Genomic DNA, 19,518 nt, shown 5'->3' on the forward strand with positions numbered 1-19,518 from the left:
TTAAATGTCTATCTCTACCTGATTTTTTAAAATGTCCTCAAAAGTTTCTCGTTTTCTAATCAATTGCGCTTGTCCTTTATGCCATAATACTTCAGCAGGACGATAACGTGAGTTATAGTTTGAAGACATAGAGTAGCAGTAGGCTCCAGCGTTTTTAAACGCAAGAATATCACCTTCAGCAATTTCATTTATTCGTCGGTTATTGGCAAAGGTGTCGGTTTCACAAATGTAACCTACAACCGAGTAAAAGCGTTCTCTTCCTTTTGGGTTCGAAATATTGACTATTTCGTGCTGAGAACCATAAAGCATTGGTCTTATTAAATGATTAAAACCAGAGTCTATTTGAGCAAAAACCGTTGAGGTAGTTTGTTTTACAACATTTACTTTAGCTAAAAAGTAACCAGCTTCACTCACTAAAAATTTTCCTGGTTCAAAAGCTAAAGTGAGCTCTTTACCATATTCTTTGCAAAAGGTATTAAATCGTTTCGTTAGTTTTTTACCAAACTCTTCAATGTTGGTTTCAATGTCACCTTCTTTATAAGGAACTTTAAATCCTGAACCAAAATCTAAAAACTCTAAATTTTTAAAGTGTTTAGCTGTGTCAAATAATATTTCGCTGGCATATAAAAACACATCAATATCCAAAATATCACTACCAGTGTGCATGTGAATACCATTGATGGTCATTTTGGTGTTTTCTACAATACGAAGTATATGCGGAATTTGGTGAATGGAAATACCAAATTTACTATCAATATGTCCAACAGAAATATTAGTGTTTCCGCCAGCCATAACATGCGGATTTATTCTAATGCAAACAGGAACTTTAGGATACTTTGTCCCAAACTGCTCTAAAATAGAAAGGTTGTCAATATTTATTTGTACACCAAGTTTTGCTGCAGTTTCAATTTCTTCTAGTGATACACCATTAGGCGTATAAATAATAGTTTCAGGTGAAAAACCAGCAGCTAAACCTAATTGTACTTCTTGAATAGAAACAGTATCGAGTCCTGAACCTAATCCTTTTAATAATTTTAATACTGAAATGTTTGACAATGCTTTAGCAGCATAATTGATTTTAAGATGTTTTACTTTATTAAAAGCATTGGTTAATCTCTTGTATTGAGAGGTTATTTTTTCAGAATCATATACATAAACAGGACTCCCGAATTCTTGAGCGATATTAAGTAGTTGCTTTTCTAACATTATATTGGTGCAAATTTTTTCCAAAGGTATTTTATTCCCTTTAAATTGAAATTTAAGATTTAAAATATCACACAATTTAAACATTGTGTTAAATAATTAACAAATAATTTTATCTAGAATAAAAGACTTTTATGACAGTATTTTTTTAGAGGATTAAAATTTCAATTATCGAGTAAATATTAGGGTAAGTAATCTCTATTAATTACATTTGTCCCACTTAAACTTTATAGCGAATTATGAATTTACACGAATATCAAGGAAAAGACATATTAGCAGGTTTTGGAGTTCGCGTACAACGTGGTATTGTAGCCCAAAACGCTCAAGAAGCAGTAGCTGCTGCTAAGCAATTAACTGAAGAAACTGGAACAGGTTGGCATGTTATAAAAGCTCAAGTTCATGCAGGTGGACGCGGAAAAGGAGGAGGAGTTAAACTAGCCAAAAACCTTCAAGAAGTAGAAAGTATAGCAGGACAAATCATAGGAATGAATTTGGTTACGCCTCAAACTTCTGCTGAAGGTAAAAAAGTACACCAAGTGTTAGTTGCTGAGGATGTGTATTATCCAGGTGATAGTGAACCAGACGAGTTTTACATGTCTGTGCTTTTAAATCGTGGTACAGGTAAAAATATGATTATGTATTCTACTGAAGGTGGAATGGATATTGAAACTGTTGCTGAAGAAACACCACACTTAATTTTTCATGAAGAAGTTGATCCTGCTGTAGGTTTAATGCCTTTTCAAGCAAGACGTATTGCATTTAACTTAGGGTTGAGTGGAGTAGCTTTTAAAGAAATGACAAAATTTGTTTCTTCATTATATACTGCTTATGTAAAGTCTGATTCTTCTCTTTTTGAGATTAATCCGGTTTTAAAAACAAGTGATGACAAAATTATGGCTGTTGATGCTAAAGTGACTATTGATGACAATGCACTTTACCGTCACAAAGACTATATAGATTTAAGAGATTTACGCGAAGAAAATCCTATTGAAGTTGAAGCTAAAGAAGTTGGACTTAACTATGTTGACCTTGATGGAAACGTTGGTTGTATGGTAAATGGTGCTGGTTTAGCAATGGCAACTATGGATTTGATTAAGCAAGCAGGTGGAGAGCCAGCTAACTTCTTAGACGTTGGTGGTACTGCTGATGCTGCTCGTGTAGAAGCTGCGTTTAAGATTATCTTAAAAGATCCTAACGTAAAAGCTATTTTAATTAACATCTTTGGTGGTATTGTTCGTTGTGATCGTGTTGCACAAGGTGTAATTGATGCTTATAAAAACATGGGAACTATAAACGTGCCAATTATTGTACGTTTACAAGGAACTAATGCTGATATCGCTAAAGAATTAATTGATAATTCAGGATTAGATGTACTAAGTGCTACTGAGTTCCAAGAAGCTGCAGATAAAGTACAGCAGGTATTGGCTTAAGAATATTATAAATCCAAAATAGATAAGAGAGTTGAGGCTTTTAAGTTTCAACTCTTTTTTTGTGGTTTATTTGAATTTTCCTTTTTAGGCATCGGACCACGTAAATGAATGATAAGTCCATTTAAAAAGTTACGTAAAATTTGGTCGCCACATTCCATATATTTAGGATGGTCTTCTTTTCTGAAAAAAGCACCAAGTTCACTTTTTGAAATTCTAAAATCAACCAAAGCTAAAATTTCAACAATTTCATCGTCTCTTAATTTATGAGCTACTCGTAATTTTTTAAATATATCGTTGTTTGTCATAGTCTGTTAACTTAATTGAGAAGGTGATTTTTCTCTGAATTTTTTGAAATCATTAATAAAAAACCAAAGTACAATAAATTTAACGATTTCCTAATGTGCATTTCATCGAACTTGTTTTTTTAAGTCTATAAAATCGACGAAATGCGCATATGTTGTTAACGTGTTGATTTTTAGTTATTTATATGAAATAAATATACGAACGTAAGAAAACTACGATGAATGACATCTTTTTTTTCGATAAGCGACGAAATATCGACGACAATAAAAGTATTTATCTATTTAACTTTATAAAAAGTAATAATTACTCCCTCAGGTATGATAAATCGTGTTGAAAAGTTGAGTCTGTTATCCGAGATGATAGCATTCGCTATGAAAGATGAGAATATTAAATCCATTGAATACAATTTTCTTTTAGGCATCGCTAAACAATTAGAAATATCTAAAGAAGATTTTGATTATTTATTTAAGTCTCCAGTACATTATGTGCATTTAAAATCGCACAGCGAACGCATTGTACAATTCCATAGATTGGTGTTGTTAATGAATTTGGATAAAGAATTTACTTCCAAAGAACTTGTAAGGTTACATAATTTTGGGTTGAGAATGGGCTTAAGCCACGAATCTATAAATAGAGTGTTGGATTTAATGGAAAGTTTCCCAAACAAAATTGTACCACCAGATTTTTTAATTGACATCTTTAAAGTACAATATAATTAGATTTGTAAGCAGTTAGCAGTTGTTCTAAATGTTAAACACAAATCACTTTACTTTTAGTTTTTCTAACTTCTCTTGATAGACTTTAATTTCATCCCTTAATTGAGCAGCAACAATAAAGTCCAATGCTTTGGCAGCTTGTTCCATTGATTTACGTTTTTCGCGTATTTTCTTTTCTAATTCACCTTTTGTTAAATATTCATTTTCAGGTTCTGCAGCTTTTAAAGCTTCTAGTTCATAGCTGTAAGTACTCACTGAGTTTTTTGCTAAGGCATTATCCAAACTTTTGTTTAATGCTTTTGGTGTAATATTGTTAGCTGTGTTATAAGCAATTTGTTTTTCACGTCTGTAATTAGTTTCATCAATGGTTTTTTGCATACTATTGGTAATTTTATCAGCATACATAATGGCTTTACCGTTAAGGTTACGCGCAGCTCTACCAACGGTTTGGGTTAATGAGCGTGCTGAACGTAAAAAACCTTCTTTATCAGCATCTAAAATAGCAACTAAAGACACTTCAGGTAAATCTAACCCTTCACGAAGCAAGTTGACACCTACAAGTACATCAAACAAGCCTTTTCTTAAATCTTGCATAATCTCAACACGTTCCAAAGTATCTACATCACTATGAATGTAACGACAACGAATTTGTATGCGCTCCAGATATTTGGTAAGCTCTTCTGCCATACGTTTGGTAAGTGTAGTAACAAGTGTGCGCTCATCTTTTTCAACACGTTGCTGAATTTCTTCTATTAAATCATCAATTTGATTTAAACTCGGTCTAACTTCAATTTCAGGGTCTAATAGACCTGTAGGCCTAATCACTTGCTCAACATAAACACCATCGGTTTTTTGAAGTTCATAATCTGCAGGAGTAGCACTTACATAAATTACTTGGTTTTGTAAAGCTTCAAACTCTTCAAACTTTAAAGGCCTATTATCCATAGCTGCAGGCAACCTAAAACCGTATTCAACCAGATTTTCTTTTCGACTTCTGTCACCTCCATACATAGCATGCACTTGCGATATGGTTACATGACTTTCATCCACAACCATAAGAAAATCATCAGGGAAATAATCTAGCAAACAGAACGGTCGCGTTCCAGGAGCTCTACCATCTAGGTATCTCGAATAGTTTTCAATACCTGAGCAATACCCAAGTTCGCGAATCATTTCAAGGTCAAATTCGGTACGTTCTTTAAGACGTTTGGCTTCCAAATGTTTACCAATTTCTTTGAAATAATCATGTTGTTTTACTAAATCATCTTGAATGTCTTTTATTGCATTTTGTAAGACTTCAGGAGAGGTCACAAACATATTTGCAGGATAGATGTTGAGCTTTTCATAACGTTCAATAATTTCATTGCTTATTGGGTTGAACGCTTCAATCTCTTCAATTTCGTCTCCAAAGAAATGAATTCTGAATGCATTATCTGCATAACCAGGGAAAATATCTACTGTATCACCTTTTATTCTGAAATTACCATGATTAAAATCGGCTTCAGTACGCGAATACAAACTTTGCACAAGTTGATGGAGCAGTTTGGTTCGGGAAATGGTTTGGTCAACTTCAATAGAAATTACATTCTTTTGAAATTCAATTGGGTTTCCAATACCATACAAGCAAGACACTGAAGCAACTACCAAAACATCTCTACGACCAGACAGCAGAGAAGAGGTTGTACTTAAACGCATCTTCTCAATTTCTTCGTTTATTGATAAGTCTTTTTCAATGTAAACACCAGATACAGGAATGTAAGCTTCTGGTTGGTAGTAGTCATAATAAGACACAAAATACTCTACAGCATTGTCAGGAAAAAACTGCTTGAACTCACTGTATAATTGTGCTGCTAATGTTTTGTTATGCGCTAAAACCAAAGTTGGTCTTTGCACTTCTTGAACAACATTGGCAACAGTAAATGTCTTACCTGAACCTGTAACACCAAGAAGCGTTTGGTATTTTTCATTACTCTCTATACCAGTAGCTAATTGTTTTATAGCTTTGGGTTGGTCTCCTGTAGGCTTAAATTCTGACTCTATCTTAAATCGCATAACACAAATTTACGATAAAGATTGCGAGTATTCAACTACCGTTTTAATGTAAAATGACCTTTAAGCTCTTGGTTGTTATGCAAAGTAATAAGATACCAATAGTCATTAGACTCTAGATTGTTACCATTGTAAGTTCCATCCCAACCATAAGAGTTTGGAGAAAGCTGTTTAAGTAGTTTACCGTATCTATTGAATATAAAAATTTCTTTGACACTATTGTTTGGGTCATATACCATCCAAGTGTCATTGAAGCCATCACTATTTGGAGTGAAAAATTTAGGAATATGTAAACTTGCTTGAATTAAGAATTGTAAAGATTTTATAACGCATCCATTTGCATCTTGAACAAAAAGAGTATGGAAACCTTCGCTTAGATTATTAAAGATAGTACTCGTTTGGAAATTGGAATTATCAATAGCAAACTCATAATTAATACTAGAGTCGTCCATAACAACAGTAATGTTATTAGCGCCAATGATAATATTTGTGGAGTCTAAACTAAAATCGGTTGCTGGGTATATGGTTATTTCAAAACTACTTTCGTTAGAGCAGGTATTTGGAGCAGTACCAACTTCATTGTAAATATAAATAGTTTGGTTAGTGGTTATGTTGTCACCAGCATTAAGCTGTGTTCCTGTTCCATTAGTTGCAGTGTAATAGTTTCCGTTTGTAAGTGTTGGCAATGTGTATTCGGTACAAACGTCAACATCAGGAAGCGAGTCAACGCTAGGTGTTCCTGTAATGGTTATTTCAAAACTACTTTCGTTAGAGCAGTTGTTTGGAGCAGTACCAACTTCATTGTAAATATAAATAGTTTGGTTAGTGGTTATGTTGTCACCAGCATTAAGCTGTGTTCCTGTTCCGTTAGTTGCTGTGTAATAGTTTCCATTGGTAAGAGTTGGTAATGTGTATTCAGAGCAAACGTCAACATCAGGAAGCGAGTCAACGCTAGGAGTTCCTATAATGGTTATTTCAAAACTACTTTCGTTAGAGCAGTTGTTTGGAGCAGTACCAACTTCATTGTAAATATAAATAGTTTGGTTAGTGGTTATGTTGTCACCAGCATTAAGCATTGTTCCTGTTCCGTTAGTTTCAGTAAAGTAGTTTCCGTTGGTAAGTGTTGGCAATGTGTATTCGGTACAAACTTCAACATCAGGAAGCGAGTCAACGCTAGGTGTTCCTGTAATGGTTATTTCAAAACTACTTTCGTTAGAGCAGGTGTTTGGAGCAGTGCCAACTTCATTGTAAATATAAATAGTTTGGTTAGTGGTTATGTTGTCACCAGCATTGAGCTGTGTTCCTGTTCCGTTAGTTGCTGTGTAATAGTTTCCATTGGTAAGAGTTGGTAATGTGTATTCAGAGCAAACTTCAACATCAGGAAGCGAGTCAACGCTAGGAGTTCCTATAATGGTTATTTCAAAACTACTTTCGTTAGAGCAGGTGTTTGGAGCAGTACCAACTTCATTGTAAATATAAATAGTTTGGTTAGTGTTTATGTTGTCACCAGCATTAAGCTGTGTTCCTGTTCCGTTAGTTGCTGTGTAATAGTTTCCGTTTGTAAGTGTTGGCAATGTGTATTCGGTACAAACGTCAACATCAGGAAGTGTGTCAACGCTAGGAGTTCCAGTGATGGTTATTTCAAAACTACTTTCGTTAGAGCAGGTGTTTGGAGCAGTGCCAACTTCATTGTAAATATAGATAGTTTGGTTAGTGGTTATGTTGTCACCAGCATTAAGCTGTGTTCCTGTTCCGTTAGTTCCAGTAAAGTAGTTTCCATTCGTAAGTGTTGGCAATGTGTATTCGGTACAAACGTCAACATCAGGAAGTGTGTCGACTTCTGGTGTATCTATAGTAATTTGAGCAGCATTGGTAATTAACGTACATGAGTTGTAAGTGACTTCACAATAGTACTGATTACCATTAAAACTTAGAGGGACATTTGTAATATCTAGCCAACTATTTTGTGGGTTAGAATAAGGGCTGCTATTAGGAACATCTACCCAGTTTCCTGACGTATCTAGGACTTTCCATTGGTACTGAAAAATACTGTTGTTTAAAGATGTGGAAAAAGTTATCATTCCATTTTCACAAATTGTTTGTGAGATAGGATCGGTAATTTCAGGAATAGTATTGTTAGCAGTATCAGTGTGGGTATTTAAATTACTACAGTCTTCAAAAGTACTAATGCTCCAATCACTAACATTATAAGTATCCAAAGGAGCAGTAGCGTTTGCATTTCTAATTATAGTGTAACCTCTTTCATCAATAGCTTCAACGACATCAATTACAGTACTGTTTTTTACGAGTTTAATTTCATCATTATCATTAATACCAGCAGCAACAGCATCTCCAATAGGAAATCCACTACATGTATTACCTGTGCTTCCCATTACAATCATGTATGTGCTTTGTGGTGCAATAGTTCCTGTTAGTGGAATAATTGCGCTTGGAGTAGCATCACCAATATCGCCAAAACGTTGTAATTCGTAAACACCATTTAAGTTAATTACAGTGTTGGTAGGGTTATAAAGTTCTACAGCACCATAGCTTCCTGTTTCAGAGTCATAAACCTCAGAAATGTAAACTTCTCCAATACTACAAGAATCTTCTAAAACGGTAAAACTGTTTGCGGAAGTACCAGAACAAGCTCCAGTTGTTAAAACAGTAATAGCTGAACTTTCAGCTCCTTCAGGAATAGTGACTAACAATTCATTATTACTAACAATTGTAAAACTAGCACTAACGCCATCTATATTAACTGATGCAGTGTTTTCAAAATTACTTCCTACTAATGTAACTTGAGTATTAACTGGACCTTGAGAAGGACTAAAGGAATTAATAACAGGACTTGGACAGTAAAAAGTAGAATTAGAATTGCTTTTTGATGAAGCTTTTACTGTAAAAGAATAAGCCATTACAGCAAAGCAAATAAATAGGAGCTTTTTCATTTATTATTTTTGAACGAGCAAAAGTAATAAATGTAAGTTGATTTTTTTGTTAAGTTAGGGTTATCTAATTACCTAAGCAATGCAAAATGTCCTCGGTAAGTTCTTCCGTCAGGTAAAGTCACAAGATACCAATAGTCGTCACTTGGTAAAGCCTTACCTTTAAAAGTACCATCCCAACCATTAGTAAGGTGATTTCTTGAAGCCAATAACTTACCATAGCGATTAAATATTTTTATATCAATACCTTGGTTAAATTGCTCATTGGTTCCATATACTTTCCATGTGTCTTTAATTGTGTCACCATTTGGTGAGAAAAATTTAGGAAAACCAAGTACTGAAATAAGTTGTTCAGCAACTCCACAATCATTTTTGTCTTTAACATAAACTGTGTGAAATCCAGGAAGAACATCATAAAATACAGATTCGTCTTGATAAGCACCATTATCTAAAGCATATTCATACATGCCTTCACCACTAACGGTTACAGATATTGTATTGTTAAATGTGCCTTCTTCAATAGTAATATTTTCTATGGGAGCTATGTTTGAAGCTTCAACCGTAATGGTTCTTGAAGCAGAACATCCATTAGGGTCAGTTACAATAACAGTGTACGTGCCAACTTCGTTAATGTTGTTAAAAGAGGTATTTACTGTTGTTGAATTTCCATTAAATAACCATTCATAATAGTAGTTACTTGGAGAATCGTTAAGAACACCTCCATATAATGTTATAGTTTCAGGATAGGTGTTGAGGCAGTAAATAAACGTTTCGTCTTCTAAAAGGGTAGGCGTATAAAGTACTTCTAAAGCTACAGTGCCAATGCTATAACATTGGTTGTTGGCTGTTGTTACTTTAACAAAAAGCGTTTGATTGTATGCTGTACTATTTTGATAAGGAGAGCTCAACGCATTGGTTTCACTAAAGGCATCAGCTTCAGTTTCGTAGTATTGAACTGTTGCTCCAGTTGGAATTTGATCTTCAAAGGAGGTTGAAATTTCGGTTAAATCAAATTCTCCAAAGCCATCAATGACTTCGCCATCACAAGCTTCGGCATTAGGTATAGATAAGGTGTTATTGGATATTTGTAATTCTACAGCAGCAATGTTAGAGCATCGGTTTTCATTTTCTACACGAGCATAAACTGTTTGAAAAGGATTACTATTTTGAAAATTGCTGGCATTTGGTATTTCGTTGACCTCATTGAGCGCATCATTTTCCGAAAGGTAAAAATTAGTAACAAGAAGTGAAGCGTCATTATTAGTAACATCTTGTGAGGCATCAAACAAGTTGTAATAAGTAATACCATCTTGATTTTGGTCACATTCAATTAATACCGAATCAAAAACTATTGGGTTGGGTGAGTACTCAACAACCACTTCACCATAAGAAATACAACTATTAGCCAATCCTACTTCTACTGTGTATGTACCTGGTTGAGAAACAGTATATGTTCCACAGGTTCCACAACCTGTTTGAGCACCTTGAACTAATACACCATCTCTATACCACTCGTAGGTGTTTTGTCCATTTTGGTAAGCACTTAATTCTAAGGTTTCTCCTTCACAAACAGCATTGTTGTTGGCTAATAATCTGTCAGGACCTAAGTTTGTTGAAAGCTCAAAACTTCCAGCTTCTAAAAATACAGCAGAGTCGTACCTGTAGTTTTGCTCGTCGGCAATGACAAGTTTTACATGATACGTTTCATTAGGAACTATGTCAGCAGTTGCAGTTAAAACAGTAGTTTGACCATTAAAATTGATAGGTGTGTTAGCACCATTCCAACTTCCAAAATACGCTTCGTTAATAGGAGCGCAACTTCCAGGAATTCCTGAATGTACTGTAGTTACTTTTACAGGCGTTTGCGTGTTAGGTATTAGAGCAATGTTAGTATATTGTTGTTGGTTTGCAGGTTTGATTAAAAACCCAAACAAATCTGAATATTGACAGGTATTAGAGTTGCCTTCTTGGTATTCTTCTGAAGCAAATAAGTATCTAAAACTTACTTGTGAAGCTACTGAAGAAAATTCAAATTCAATAATAGTAGCATTAGTAGTGTTAGACTCGTTTAATGCATTTTCAAGGTCAGTATCTCCAAGCCAGTTTGGAGCATCATCATCACTTAATGAAGTGTTAGGTCCAGGTACATTTGATAAACGTCCTGTACTAAGCACAATACCACTTTGTAAGGGAAAGGTTGTTCCAGCAGCATCGAAATAGCCGTAACTTTGGTCGGTGTTTCCAAAATCGCCACCAGAAACATTGGTCACCACAACGTTATCAATACAGTTGCTGTCAATTAGAATGTCTTCAATGAGTTGTTGAGGTGTATAGGTTTGACTGTCTACCTGAATGTTTTGGCCATAGGTAAACGTACACATACACAAAAATACTATAATAACTACTTTGTTCATTTGCAATTTTTCCGATTGCAAAGATACATAATGCTTTAATGTATTTCGTTGAAGAAATGTTAAAGAAAGGAATGTGATATAGAGAGCTGAAATTCTTATATTTAGAAGGATTTAATGATAAATATGAGAATTCAACAATCGAGGTATAGAATTATATGTGTTTTAATTCTACTTTTTACTAGTTGTCTTAAAGAAAAAAAGACTACTAAAGTAAATAATGATGCTATAGAAAAAGTAGAGTATAACTCAGAAAAAGTAGTTGTTAAGTGCGTGTCTGATGATGAGAATGTTTTCAATTTTTTAGTGCCTTTAAATCCCACTTATTCATTTGGAAAAAATCATAAAGACACAAAAAAAGAAGTAAACCAAGACACAATGATTATGGTATTAGACTCAATAAGTCAACCATTGATAATGGAAACAATGTCTTGGGGAAATGATGAACACTTTTATTACACAGATATTTTATATGTACCAGGAGACACGGTTTTTTACGAAATAAAAGACCATAAGATTGTGTTTAAAGGAAAAAATGCAGCTATTAATAATTTTTTGTATGAAATAAATAGCTACTCTAATTTAGAGTATGGTAGAAACCCTTATAAAGGAAACATAGAAGATTATAAAAATAGAGTTGATTCTATTAATAATGAAAGAAATAAATTATTTGAAAGCTATATTGATGATTATAATGTAACATCAAATAGTGAAATAAAAATCGTAAAAGATTATTTAAAATATACTTATTTGTATAATCTTATTTGTCCACGATATGAAAAAGTAGGAGGTTGGGAAGGAGCTTATTATAATTCTTTAGATGGGTTAAAGACTTTCATAGAACAAGAATATGTAAACAAAGAGACTGTTTTTAATAGTAATAAATATTTAAACAATACTACAATTGAAGATTTTAAGGAGCCAAATTCTTTATACATTCCTCGTTATAAGAATACTTTAAACGCTTTTATTAGTCATTATTTTGAAACTTCAAATCATCCAGACTATTCTAGAGAGAAACTTTTAGCTGAAAAAGAATATATAGAGACTAATCTTGAAGGGGAAATACGAGATTATGCGATAATTCGAATGCTATATGATTATAATTTACATGGATTTGGGCACAGCATTCAAAATGTAGATTTTATGAAAAATATACTTGATGAATACGAAGTAAAAGTTTCAAAGAAGGACTACAGAGAAAAAATTCAGGAAATGAAAGAAGATTTAAGCTCTTTCGATTATAAATTGTCTGATAGAGCTTTAGATTCCAAGTTGATTAATAAATTTGGAGATACATTAACGTTAAGGGAAATTTTTGGACGATCAGATAAGCGAACAAGAGTCTTAAATTTTTGGGCGAGTTGGTGTGGACCTTGTATTTCAGAAATTCAAACAACAAAATCATTCAAAGATAAGCTTATTGTTGAAGATAATGTTGAGTGGATTTATTTATCTATAGATGAGAATAAAAGTAAATGGTTGGATATGTCTAAAGAATTAAGTGAATACCTAACAGTTAGAAATCAGTATTTCTTATTAAATGGTACTAATTCTTCATTAGCAAAATTTTTAAAGATTACTGCTATTCCTAGATATGTGATTTTAAATAAGAACAACCAAATAGTTTTAAGAAGTGCTCCACATCCTTCTGATAGTTTAAACTTTAAAAGAATAATAAATGAAGTGAAGTGATTTTTAGATTTTTAACGTAAAATGTCCTTTAACTTCAAACTCTCCATCATCACTTATTATTTTAGCAACAAACCAGTAGTCGCTTGTAGGCATTCGGTTTCCATTATAGAACCCATTCCATCCAGCAGAGTTTGAGGTTAATTGCTTAATAAGTTTGCCATAACGGTCGTAAATATATACTATGGAACCAGGTAAGGTTTCTATACCAGAGATATGCCAAGTATCAAAATAGCCATCATTATTTGGTGTAAAGAATTTAGGCGCATCAACCACTACAACTTCTCTAGTAGCTTCAGCACAACCATTAATATCCATTACAGTAATGGTATGGTATCCTAAAGTAACATTATTGAAAAAGTTAGATTCTTGTGGTACACCATTATCTAAAATATACAGATAGTCACCAATTCCGCTTACATTAACAGTAATAGAATTTGGGTCAGAAAAATCTAAAGTTTCAGTAAACTCTATAATCGCAGTTTCAGATTCTATAACTTCAAACTCACTAGTTGTAGAACATCCAAAAGGCGTGATTACAGTAACCCAGTACGAACCAATTTCAGTAATTTCAATATCTGGAGTGGTTTGGTTTGTGGACCAAATGTATTCGTCTCCAGGGTTGTTTGTTTCTGCAGTTACGTATAAAGGTGAATTGTTTAAACACAAGGTTTGATCATCAATATCAACAATAGGTCTTGCATAAACATGAGTTGTAAATTGAGTGGTTATGTAACATCCTGTTGTATTGTTTTCAACTCTTACGTAAATGATTTCTCCATCAATAGCATCATACAAGTCTGGTAAATTATTGTCTCCTGTATTAACATCAGCTTCACTGTTGTGATACGTTACAGTAAAGTTATTAGGGCTTTGTGTTCCTAAAATTGTTGCGTTTTGTTGCGATATGTCAAAAGTTAAAAATCCGTCAAAATCATCGTCGCAATCTTCCAAATCACTTGGTTGATATGCAACAGGTAATGGATTTACCTCTAATTGAAATGCATAGGTAGTAAAACAACCTGTTGTGCCATTTTCAATTCTAACGTGTATTGTGTCGTTATTGGTTTGATACGTGTAGTCTGTAGCAATTACATTATTTGCAGTTAAGGCATCATTGGCATTAAGATAATAGGTGACAACAGCATCATTTTCAGAAGTTACTAAAGCATTCACTTCATTAAGATTGTAGTAACTGTCAACATTATCACAAATACTAATTGATTCAAAATCGTTTATAGTAGGAGGTAGGTTTACAATTAGCTCTAACGGTAATCCTAAATAGCAGTTAGAAACCGTATTTGTAATTCTTACATAAACCGTTTGTGGGTTTGAAATGTTGTTATAGTTTTCAGGGTCTGCAATTGGGTTGGTTTCGTTTTCTAAATCGTTAAGTGTTTCGTAGTAAGCAATAACAATATCGTCTTGTCTTACGTCAAAAATATCAACTTCAGCATCGGTTAAATCAAAAGTTACGATACCATCATAATCCACATCACAGGACACTAATGGTTCTGAAGGACTAGCTTCAGGAGCAGGAATAACATTTACCTCAAAAGCGGTTAATGAATTACAAATTGTACCATTATCAATTCTCACATAAATAGTTTGCGGATTTGAAGTATTGGCATAGTTTAAAGCGATAGGGTTTGTGCCATTTTCAGAATCTACCAAAGAGGTGTAAAATGTAATGTCTAAATTCTCAGGAATATCTTGAGAGATTTCAGTTATTTTTTCGTTTAGATCGAATACTTCGCTGCCATCATTTGAAATATCGTCACAAACAAACCAATCGGTTGGTGCATTGAACTCTGGATTGCTTCCCATTTCAATAGTAAATGATGCAGTGCCATAACAATCTTGATCTGTTGTGTTTTCAACCCTTACAAAAATGGTTTGTGGGTTGCTTAAGTTTTGATAAGCTACAGTTTTATCAATCGCGTTTGTGCGGTTGTCTGCATCGTTTTGAGATTCAAAATAAAGCACTTCTTTACCTGCTTGTCCGTTGAGAATTTCAGCATCTTTTGTATTGAATGTAAAATCACCAAAACCGTCGCTGTTTTGCTCACAAATACTATAGTTGCTTATGTTTATAAAATTAGGAAGTGTGTTTACAATAACTTCAAAAGACTCAATAGTATGGCATCCTGTTGTAGCATTTTCAACCCTTACGAAAATTGTTTGAGTATTACTTGGGTATGCAGTAGGGTTAGCAATTGCGTTAGCACTAGCTTCAGCATCAGATAAACTGGTGTGGAACGAAAATGTTCTGTTTGCTGTATCTGAAACCAATTCAGAAATTTTAGAATTTAAATCTATGGTGTAAATACCATCTTGATTGTCGTCACAAATTACAACATCACTAGGTGTTGCTGTAATAGGAGCAGGAATAATATTTAACTCAAACGAGTTGACATCAGCACAACCAGTTTGGTCATATCTAATCCTAGTATATAGTATTTGCGGATTAGAAATGTTACTGTACATAGTAGGTAATGCATTTGTGTTGCTATTGGCATCACTTTCAGTTTCATAGTACATAACCGTAAACCCTGATTGCCCTTCAGTAACCATACTGTCAAAAATTGAAAGATCGACAAGCGTAAAACCATCTTGGTCGTCATCACAATAATTAACACTACCTATGGTGTCAAATTCTATAATTGGGTTTAGATTAAGTTCTATGTCTTCATATTCAGTGCAAGTGTCGCTATGTAATGCGATATATAAAGTATGCGGAATTTCATCTGGAACATACGCAACAGTAACATCTATTTCATTTATTTGATTGTCTCTGTCGCTTTCAGTTTCATAAAAAGATACTGTTACGTTTGGGATGTCGTTTATAATTGAAATAGCTATATTTTCTAAGTCGAAAGCTTCTTCGCCATCATTATCTTGGTCGCACAACGAAAAATTTCTAATTGTAGTTCCTGTTAGTAAAAGATTTGCATGAATTTCAAAAGATGCAACCGAAATACATCCTGAAACATCATCTACAACACTTATATATAATGTTTGCTCTTCAAACGTAATATTGTCGTAACTAGTAGGGTTTGCTATTGGATTACTTAATGTCAACGCATCTTCGTATGTTTCATGGAATGAAGTTGAAACTCCAGTAATTCCATTTAAAACCTCGTCAGTTATTGTGTTGAGGTCAAAAGTTGCAAAACCATCATGTTCTGGGTCACAAGCGTCAATGTAAAGGTCTTCAGTATTGATAACAGGATTATCCAACACATTAAAAGTTAGTGTTGTAGTTGATGCACAACCAGTTTGCGAATTAGTAACTCTTACAAATAACTGTTCTGTTTGACTGGTGTTGCTATATGGTAAAGCAATTGGGTTTGCTCCTGAGTCAGCATCGGCTTGAGTAAAGTGATAGGTAACATCAAGAATAGTTTGTCCGGAAGTAATTTCATCATCCTTTTCACTTAAATCAATTAAAGTTAAACCATCAGCAGTATCATCATCACAAACATCTAAATCTGTAGGAGCTGTAATATTAGGTAGCTCGTTAACTACTAAGTTGAACGTACTAAAAGCTAAACAACCGTTATTTACATCTTCAATTCTTACAAAAATAGTCTGTGGGTTAGAGGTGTTTTGTATAGGTGTTGTAATAGCATTTGTATTGTTTACAGCATCATTATTTGTTAAATGATATGAGTAATTGTAGGTTGAATTTGGTACAGATGCTAAAACTTCAGCGTCTTTAGTTGATAAATCAAAAGTTTCAATACCATCACCACTTAAATCATCACAAATTTCATAATCTGAAATTGGATCGGCAGATTGCGTAGAGCTTAAACTAATGTCAACACTATCTTCCATAATACAAGTTGTGTTTGAAATAGGAATTTCAATTTGAACTGTATAGGTTCCAGATTGCGTTACATGAAGTTCAGGTTGAGTTTCACCATTAATTAAGGTGTTGTTTAGATACCAACTGTAAGTAGCCTGAGCATTTTGGATATCTCCATTAAGTGTTAAAGATTCAGCACAAGTTGAAATGTCTTCACCTAAATCTACAACAGCATAAAAACTATTCCCTTCAATAAAAACAGCCGAATCATAGTTTTCATCAGTTTGGTCGGCAATAATCATTTTTATATGATATTGTACATAAGGCGTAATAGTTGCAGTAGCAGTCATTACAGTAGTTCGACCATTGAAGTTTGTATCTCCAATACTATAGCCTTCAAAATACTCGTCATTTTCAGCAGCACAAAACCCAGCAATTTCATCATGGATAGTGTTTGTGTTAACAGGAGTAGATGTTCCAGGAATTACTGCAATATTTGTGTAAGGATCATTGGTTCCTGCTTCTCTAATAAGAAATGCAAACCCATCAGAATACTCACATGGGAAATTACCAAAATATTCTTCGGATGCTAAAATATAATTGAATTGCACTTGGTTTGAAATTGAAATAAAATCAAATTCAATAGAAGTTGCGTTTAATGTCCCAGTAATTCCTAAAGCGGTTTCAAGATCGGTATCGGTAAGCCAATTGTCTTCACCTTCATTAAGTATGTCGTTGTTTTGTGTGTTTCCTGCAGAAGCAGCATTACCTGTTGAAAGAATAATTCCATTTTCAAAAGGAAAGTTTGAAGACGCACTTTCAAAATAACCAAAACTTCCAAATCCATTCACGCTACCATTAACTTGCGAATTGATATTAGTAATCTCTACACAACCTTCAGTAAGGGTGTTTTCAATAAGTTGTTGTTCAGTTAGTGTATTATCAACAGTAATTTGTTGAGAGAATACTTGGTTACATAAAAAACATGCAAATACAAGGAGGGAAATTTTGATGGTTTTCATTATCAATAGGTTAAGTTTTACTCACAGCAACACATGGTTTTGGGACATGCTGAATAGTGATTCTTTTATTTTGCTGTGAAAACTAAATCAATCAAGGATGAAATGCAAAAAAATACGACGAAATACACAAAATATTAACATTTAGTAGTTCAAATAGACCCAACCAGCCATAGATTTGTAGTTTGGGTCGTTTAAATGAAGTACATAGTAGTAGGTGCCAACAGGTAATATTTTACCAAGATTATTAATGCCTCTGTTGGCTTGTCCATCCCAAGGTTTGGAATTATCTCCTTCAAATATTAAAGTGCCATAACGATTGTAGATAAGCAGTTTGTGGTTTTCAAAAATATCATATAGACCTTGTATATTAAACCAATCGTTAGGACCATCATTATTTGGTGAAAAACCATCAGGAATGTATGGTGGACAGTTTTCTACCAACACATCAAAACTGTAACTATCATAACAAGGATCACTTTCAACTCTTGCATAAATAGTTTCAGGATTTGTAATATTGTTGTAAGCTGTTGGGTCAAAAATTTCGTTCTCTTGGTTTTGTAAATCTAGAAGACTAGTGTAAAACGCTACATTGTTATTAATGTTTATTGATTGCTGAAAAATTTCATTGAGATTAAATGTTGCAGAGTTAAAACCTTCGTCACAGAGCAAGGTTTCAGGCAAAGTTTCAATAGGAGGAGCAACAAGTAAATTGATGGTTTGCTCAAAGGTGTTGTTGTCTTCATTTGTTTCAACCACAATACCTGAGTTGTCACCAATATCATCAACTGAAAGCGTTAAAATAAAATCCTCTCCAACAGTTTCAGGAATGGTTAAAACTATGGAGTTGGTTTCCGATTCGTTAATTTCAATAGTATTTAATGTCGCACTTTGTCCTACGATTATTTCGTTAGCATAAAATGTAATAGGAGTGTTGTTAGGAAGTACGTCTGTACTGTTGAAATTATTGACAGTGTATTCAATTTCAATGTTTCTATTGCCACATTCCACGATATAATTGTCAAGACTTATTGTTGCATCAGGTAGCTGACTATTTAAAACCGTAATGATGTTGTTTATCATAACAAAATCCTGACCAGATGTAAGTTGAATAGTTGCCGAAGTATCACCAATAGATATGTTATTTTGAATATTGTAAACATCAATATCCATATTGTATAGGTCTGACGCTCCAGTAAAACTGTTCGTACCATTAAAAGCATTATTGATAGGATTGAGTGGCGGGTTTCCTATAATATTTCCATTAATAGTTAGTTGTTCATTAACAGCTAATGAGCGGTCGCCTTCCCAAGCAATGAAACCAATTTTTGCATTTTCATTATCCAATACATTTAGGTTGTCTAAAGTAATAGTTAATATATCAGGTACGCTTTGTAAACCATCATACACATTCAATTGGTTTAAAGGTAGGTTATCGTCTTCATAAATAATAGTAATTGCCCAACCTGCGAAGTTAGTTCCTGTAGGACAATATGGTGAAATTATAGATTGTATGTCTAAATCTGACAAAGTATATTCATCAGAACCAATACTTTGTACTAAAGTGGTTACATCAGCAAATGCAGCAAAAAACACTCTGTTGGCATCTAAGGCGTCACTAAAAGTGCGTTCAGCAGTAACAGGATTGTTATTTAGTGATACGTTATAATCACCAGTATCTGAACCTGCCCAATATAAGTAAGCAGCAACAATAGTTTGATTTGCGTTTAAAGATAAAGTAGCTGAAGATTCTGTTGAAATTATACAATCAGCTCCTGTTCCATTTTCGGCTAAGTTTAATGTGTTTCCTATAGCAGTGTAATCGTATCTGCCGTTAAACTGTTGGTATAACTCAACATCTTGACCCAAAACAGTAGTAGGATTATAAAAAAGAAAGAAAAGTAATATGAGTTGGGTTACCCTTATCATCATGACTTTT

The 19,518-nt window shown here is 33.7% G+C and carries 10 protein-coding genes; 3 read left to right on the forward strand and 7 right to left on the reverse strand.

The window, feature by feature from the left end:
- Nucleotides 1-1,206, reverse strand: coding sequence for a diaminopimelate decarboxylase (gene lysA, locus ACQ0RB_RS06740; RefSeq protein WP_129761631.1), 1,206 nt, complete (start codon nt 1,204-1,206; stop codon nt 1-3).
- A gap of 236 nt (nt 1,207-1,442) precedes the next feature.
- Between lysA and sucC the strand changes: the two genes are divergently transcribed.
- Entirely contained in the window at nt 1,443-2,633 is a 1,191-nt protein-coding gene (gene sucC, locus ACQ0RB_RS06745; RefSeq protein ID WP_131507770.1) for an ADP-forming succinate--CoA ligase subunit beta, read from the forward strand.
- A gap of 47 nt (nt 2,634-2,680) precedes the next feature.
- Here the strand turns inward: sucC and ACQ0RB_RS06750 are convergent, their stop codons facing one another.
- On the reverse strand, nt 2,681-2,938 hold the full coding sequence (locus tag ACQ0RB_RS06750; RefSeq protein ID WP_129761633.1) for a DUF1456 family protein: 258 nt from the start codon (nt 2,936-2,938) through the stop codon (nt 2,681-2,683).
- A gap of 315 nt (nt 2,939-3,253) precedes the next feature.
- Here ACQ0RB_RS06750 and ACQ0RB_RS06755 point away from each other — a divergent pair, with 315 nt between their 5' ends.
- Nucleotides 3,254-3,655: a TerB family tellurite resistance protein gene (locus ACQ0RB_RS06755; protein ID WP_129761634.1), complete on the forward strand. Its 402-nt coding sequence runs from the start codon at nt 3,254-3,256 to the stop codon at nt 3,653-3,655.
- A 42-nt stretch (nt 3,656-3,697) separates the two neighbouring features.
- Here ACQ0RB_RS06755 and uvrB read toward each other — a convergent pair whose 3' ends face one another.
- The 3 genes from uvrB to ACQ0RB_RS06770 form a co-directional block, all read right to left on the reverse strand.
- The gene (gene uvrB / locus ACQ0RB_RS06760) at nt 3,698-5,704 is read right to left on the reverse strand and encodes an excinuclease ABC subunit UvrB (RefSeq protein WP_430497403.1); all 2,007 of its coding nucleotides are present in this window, start codon (nt 5,702-5,704) and stop codon (nt 3,698-3,700) included.
- 35 nt (nt 5,705-5,739) lie between these two features.
- The gene (locus ACQ0RB_RS06765; protein WP_430497405.1) at nt 5,740-8,652 is read right to left on the reverse strand and encodes a T9SS type B sorting domain-containing protein; all 2,913 of its coding nucleotides are present in this window, start codon (nt 8,650-8,652) and stop codon (nt 5,740-5,742) included.
- A gap of 68 nt (nt 8,653-8,720) precedes the next feature.
- The gene (locus ACQ0RB_RS06770) at nt 8,721-11,063 is read right to left on the reverse strand and encodes a choice-of-anchor L domain-containing protein (RefSeq protein ID WP_430497407.1); all 2,343 of its coding nucleotides are present in this window, start codon (nt 11,061-11,063) and stop codon (nt 8,721-8,723) included.
- 123 nt (nt 11,064-11,186) lie between these two features.
- Here ACQ0RB_RS06770 and ACQ0RB_RS06775 point away from each other — a divergent pair, with 123 nt between their 5' ends.
- Complete coding sequence (locus ACQ0RB_RS06775) at nt 11,187-12,755, forward strand: TlpA family protein disulfide reductase (RefSeq protein ID WP_430497409.1); 1,569 nt, start codon at nt 11,187-11,189, stop codon at nt 12,753-12,755.
- Nucleotides 12,756-12,758: 3 nt separating this feature from the next.
- On the opposite strand, the gene ACQ0RB_RS06780 is transcribed toward ACQ0RB_RS06775, so the two are convergent.
- Both ACQ0RB_RS06780 and ACQ0RB_RS06785 read right to left on the reverse strand, forming a co-directional pair.
- Nucleotides 12,759-17,582 (reverse strand): choice-of-anchor L domain-containing protein, encoded by a 4,824-nt coding sequence (locus tag ACQ0RB_RS06780; RefSeq protein ID WP_430497411.1) that lies wholly within the window; start codon nt 17,580-17,582, stop codon nt 12,759-12,761.
- Nucleotides 17,583-17,723: 141 nt separating this feature from the next.
- Complete coding sequence (locus tag ACQ0RB_RS06785) at nt 17,724-19,508, reverse strand: gliding motility-associated C-terminal domain-containing protein (RefSeq protein WP_430497413.1); 1,785 nt, start codon at nt 19,506-19,508, stop codon at nt 17,724-17,726.
- Nucleotides 19,509-19,518 lie beyond the last annotated feature (10 nt).

Origin of the sequence: Gaetbulibacter sp. PBL-D1, from assembly GCF_050509525.1 — a bacterium.
GTDB classification, from domain to species: Bacteria; Bacteroidota; Bacteroidia; order Flavobacteriales; family Flavobacteriaceae; genus Gaetbulibacter_B; species Gaetbulibacter_B jejuensis.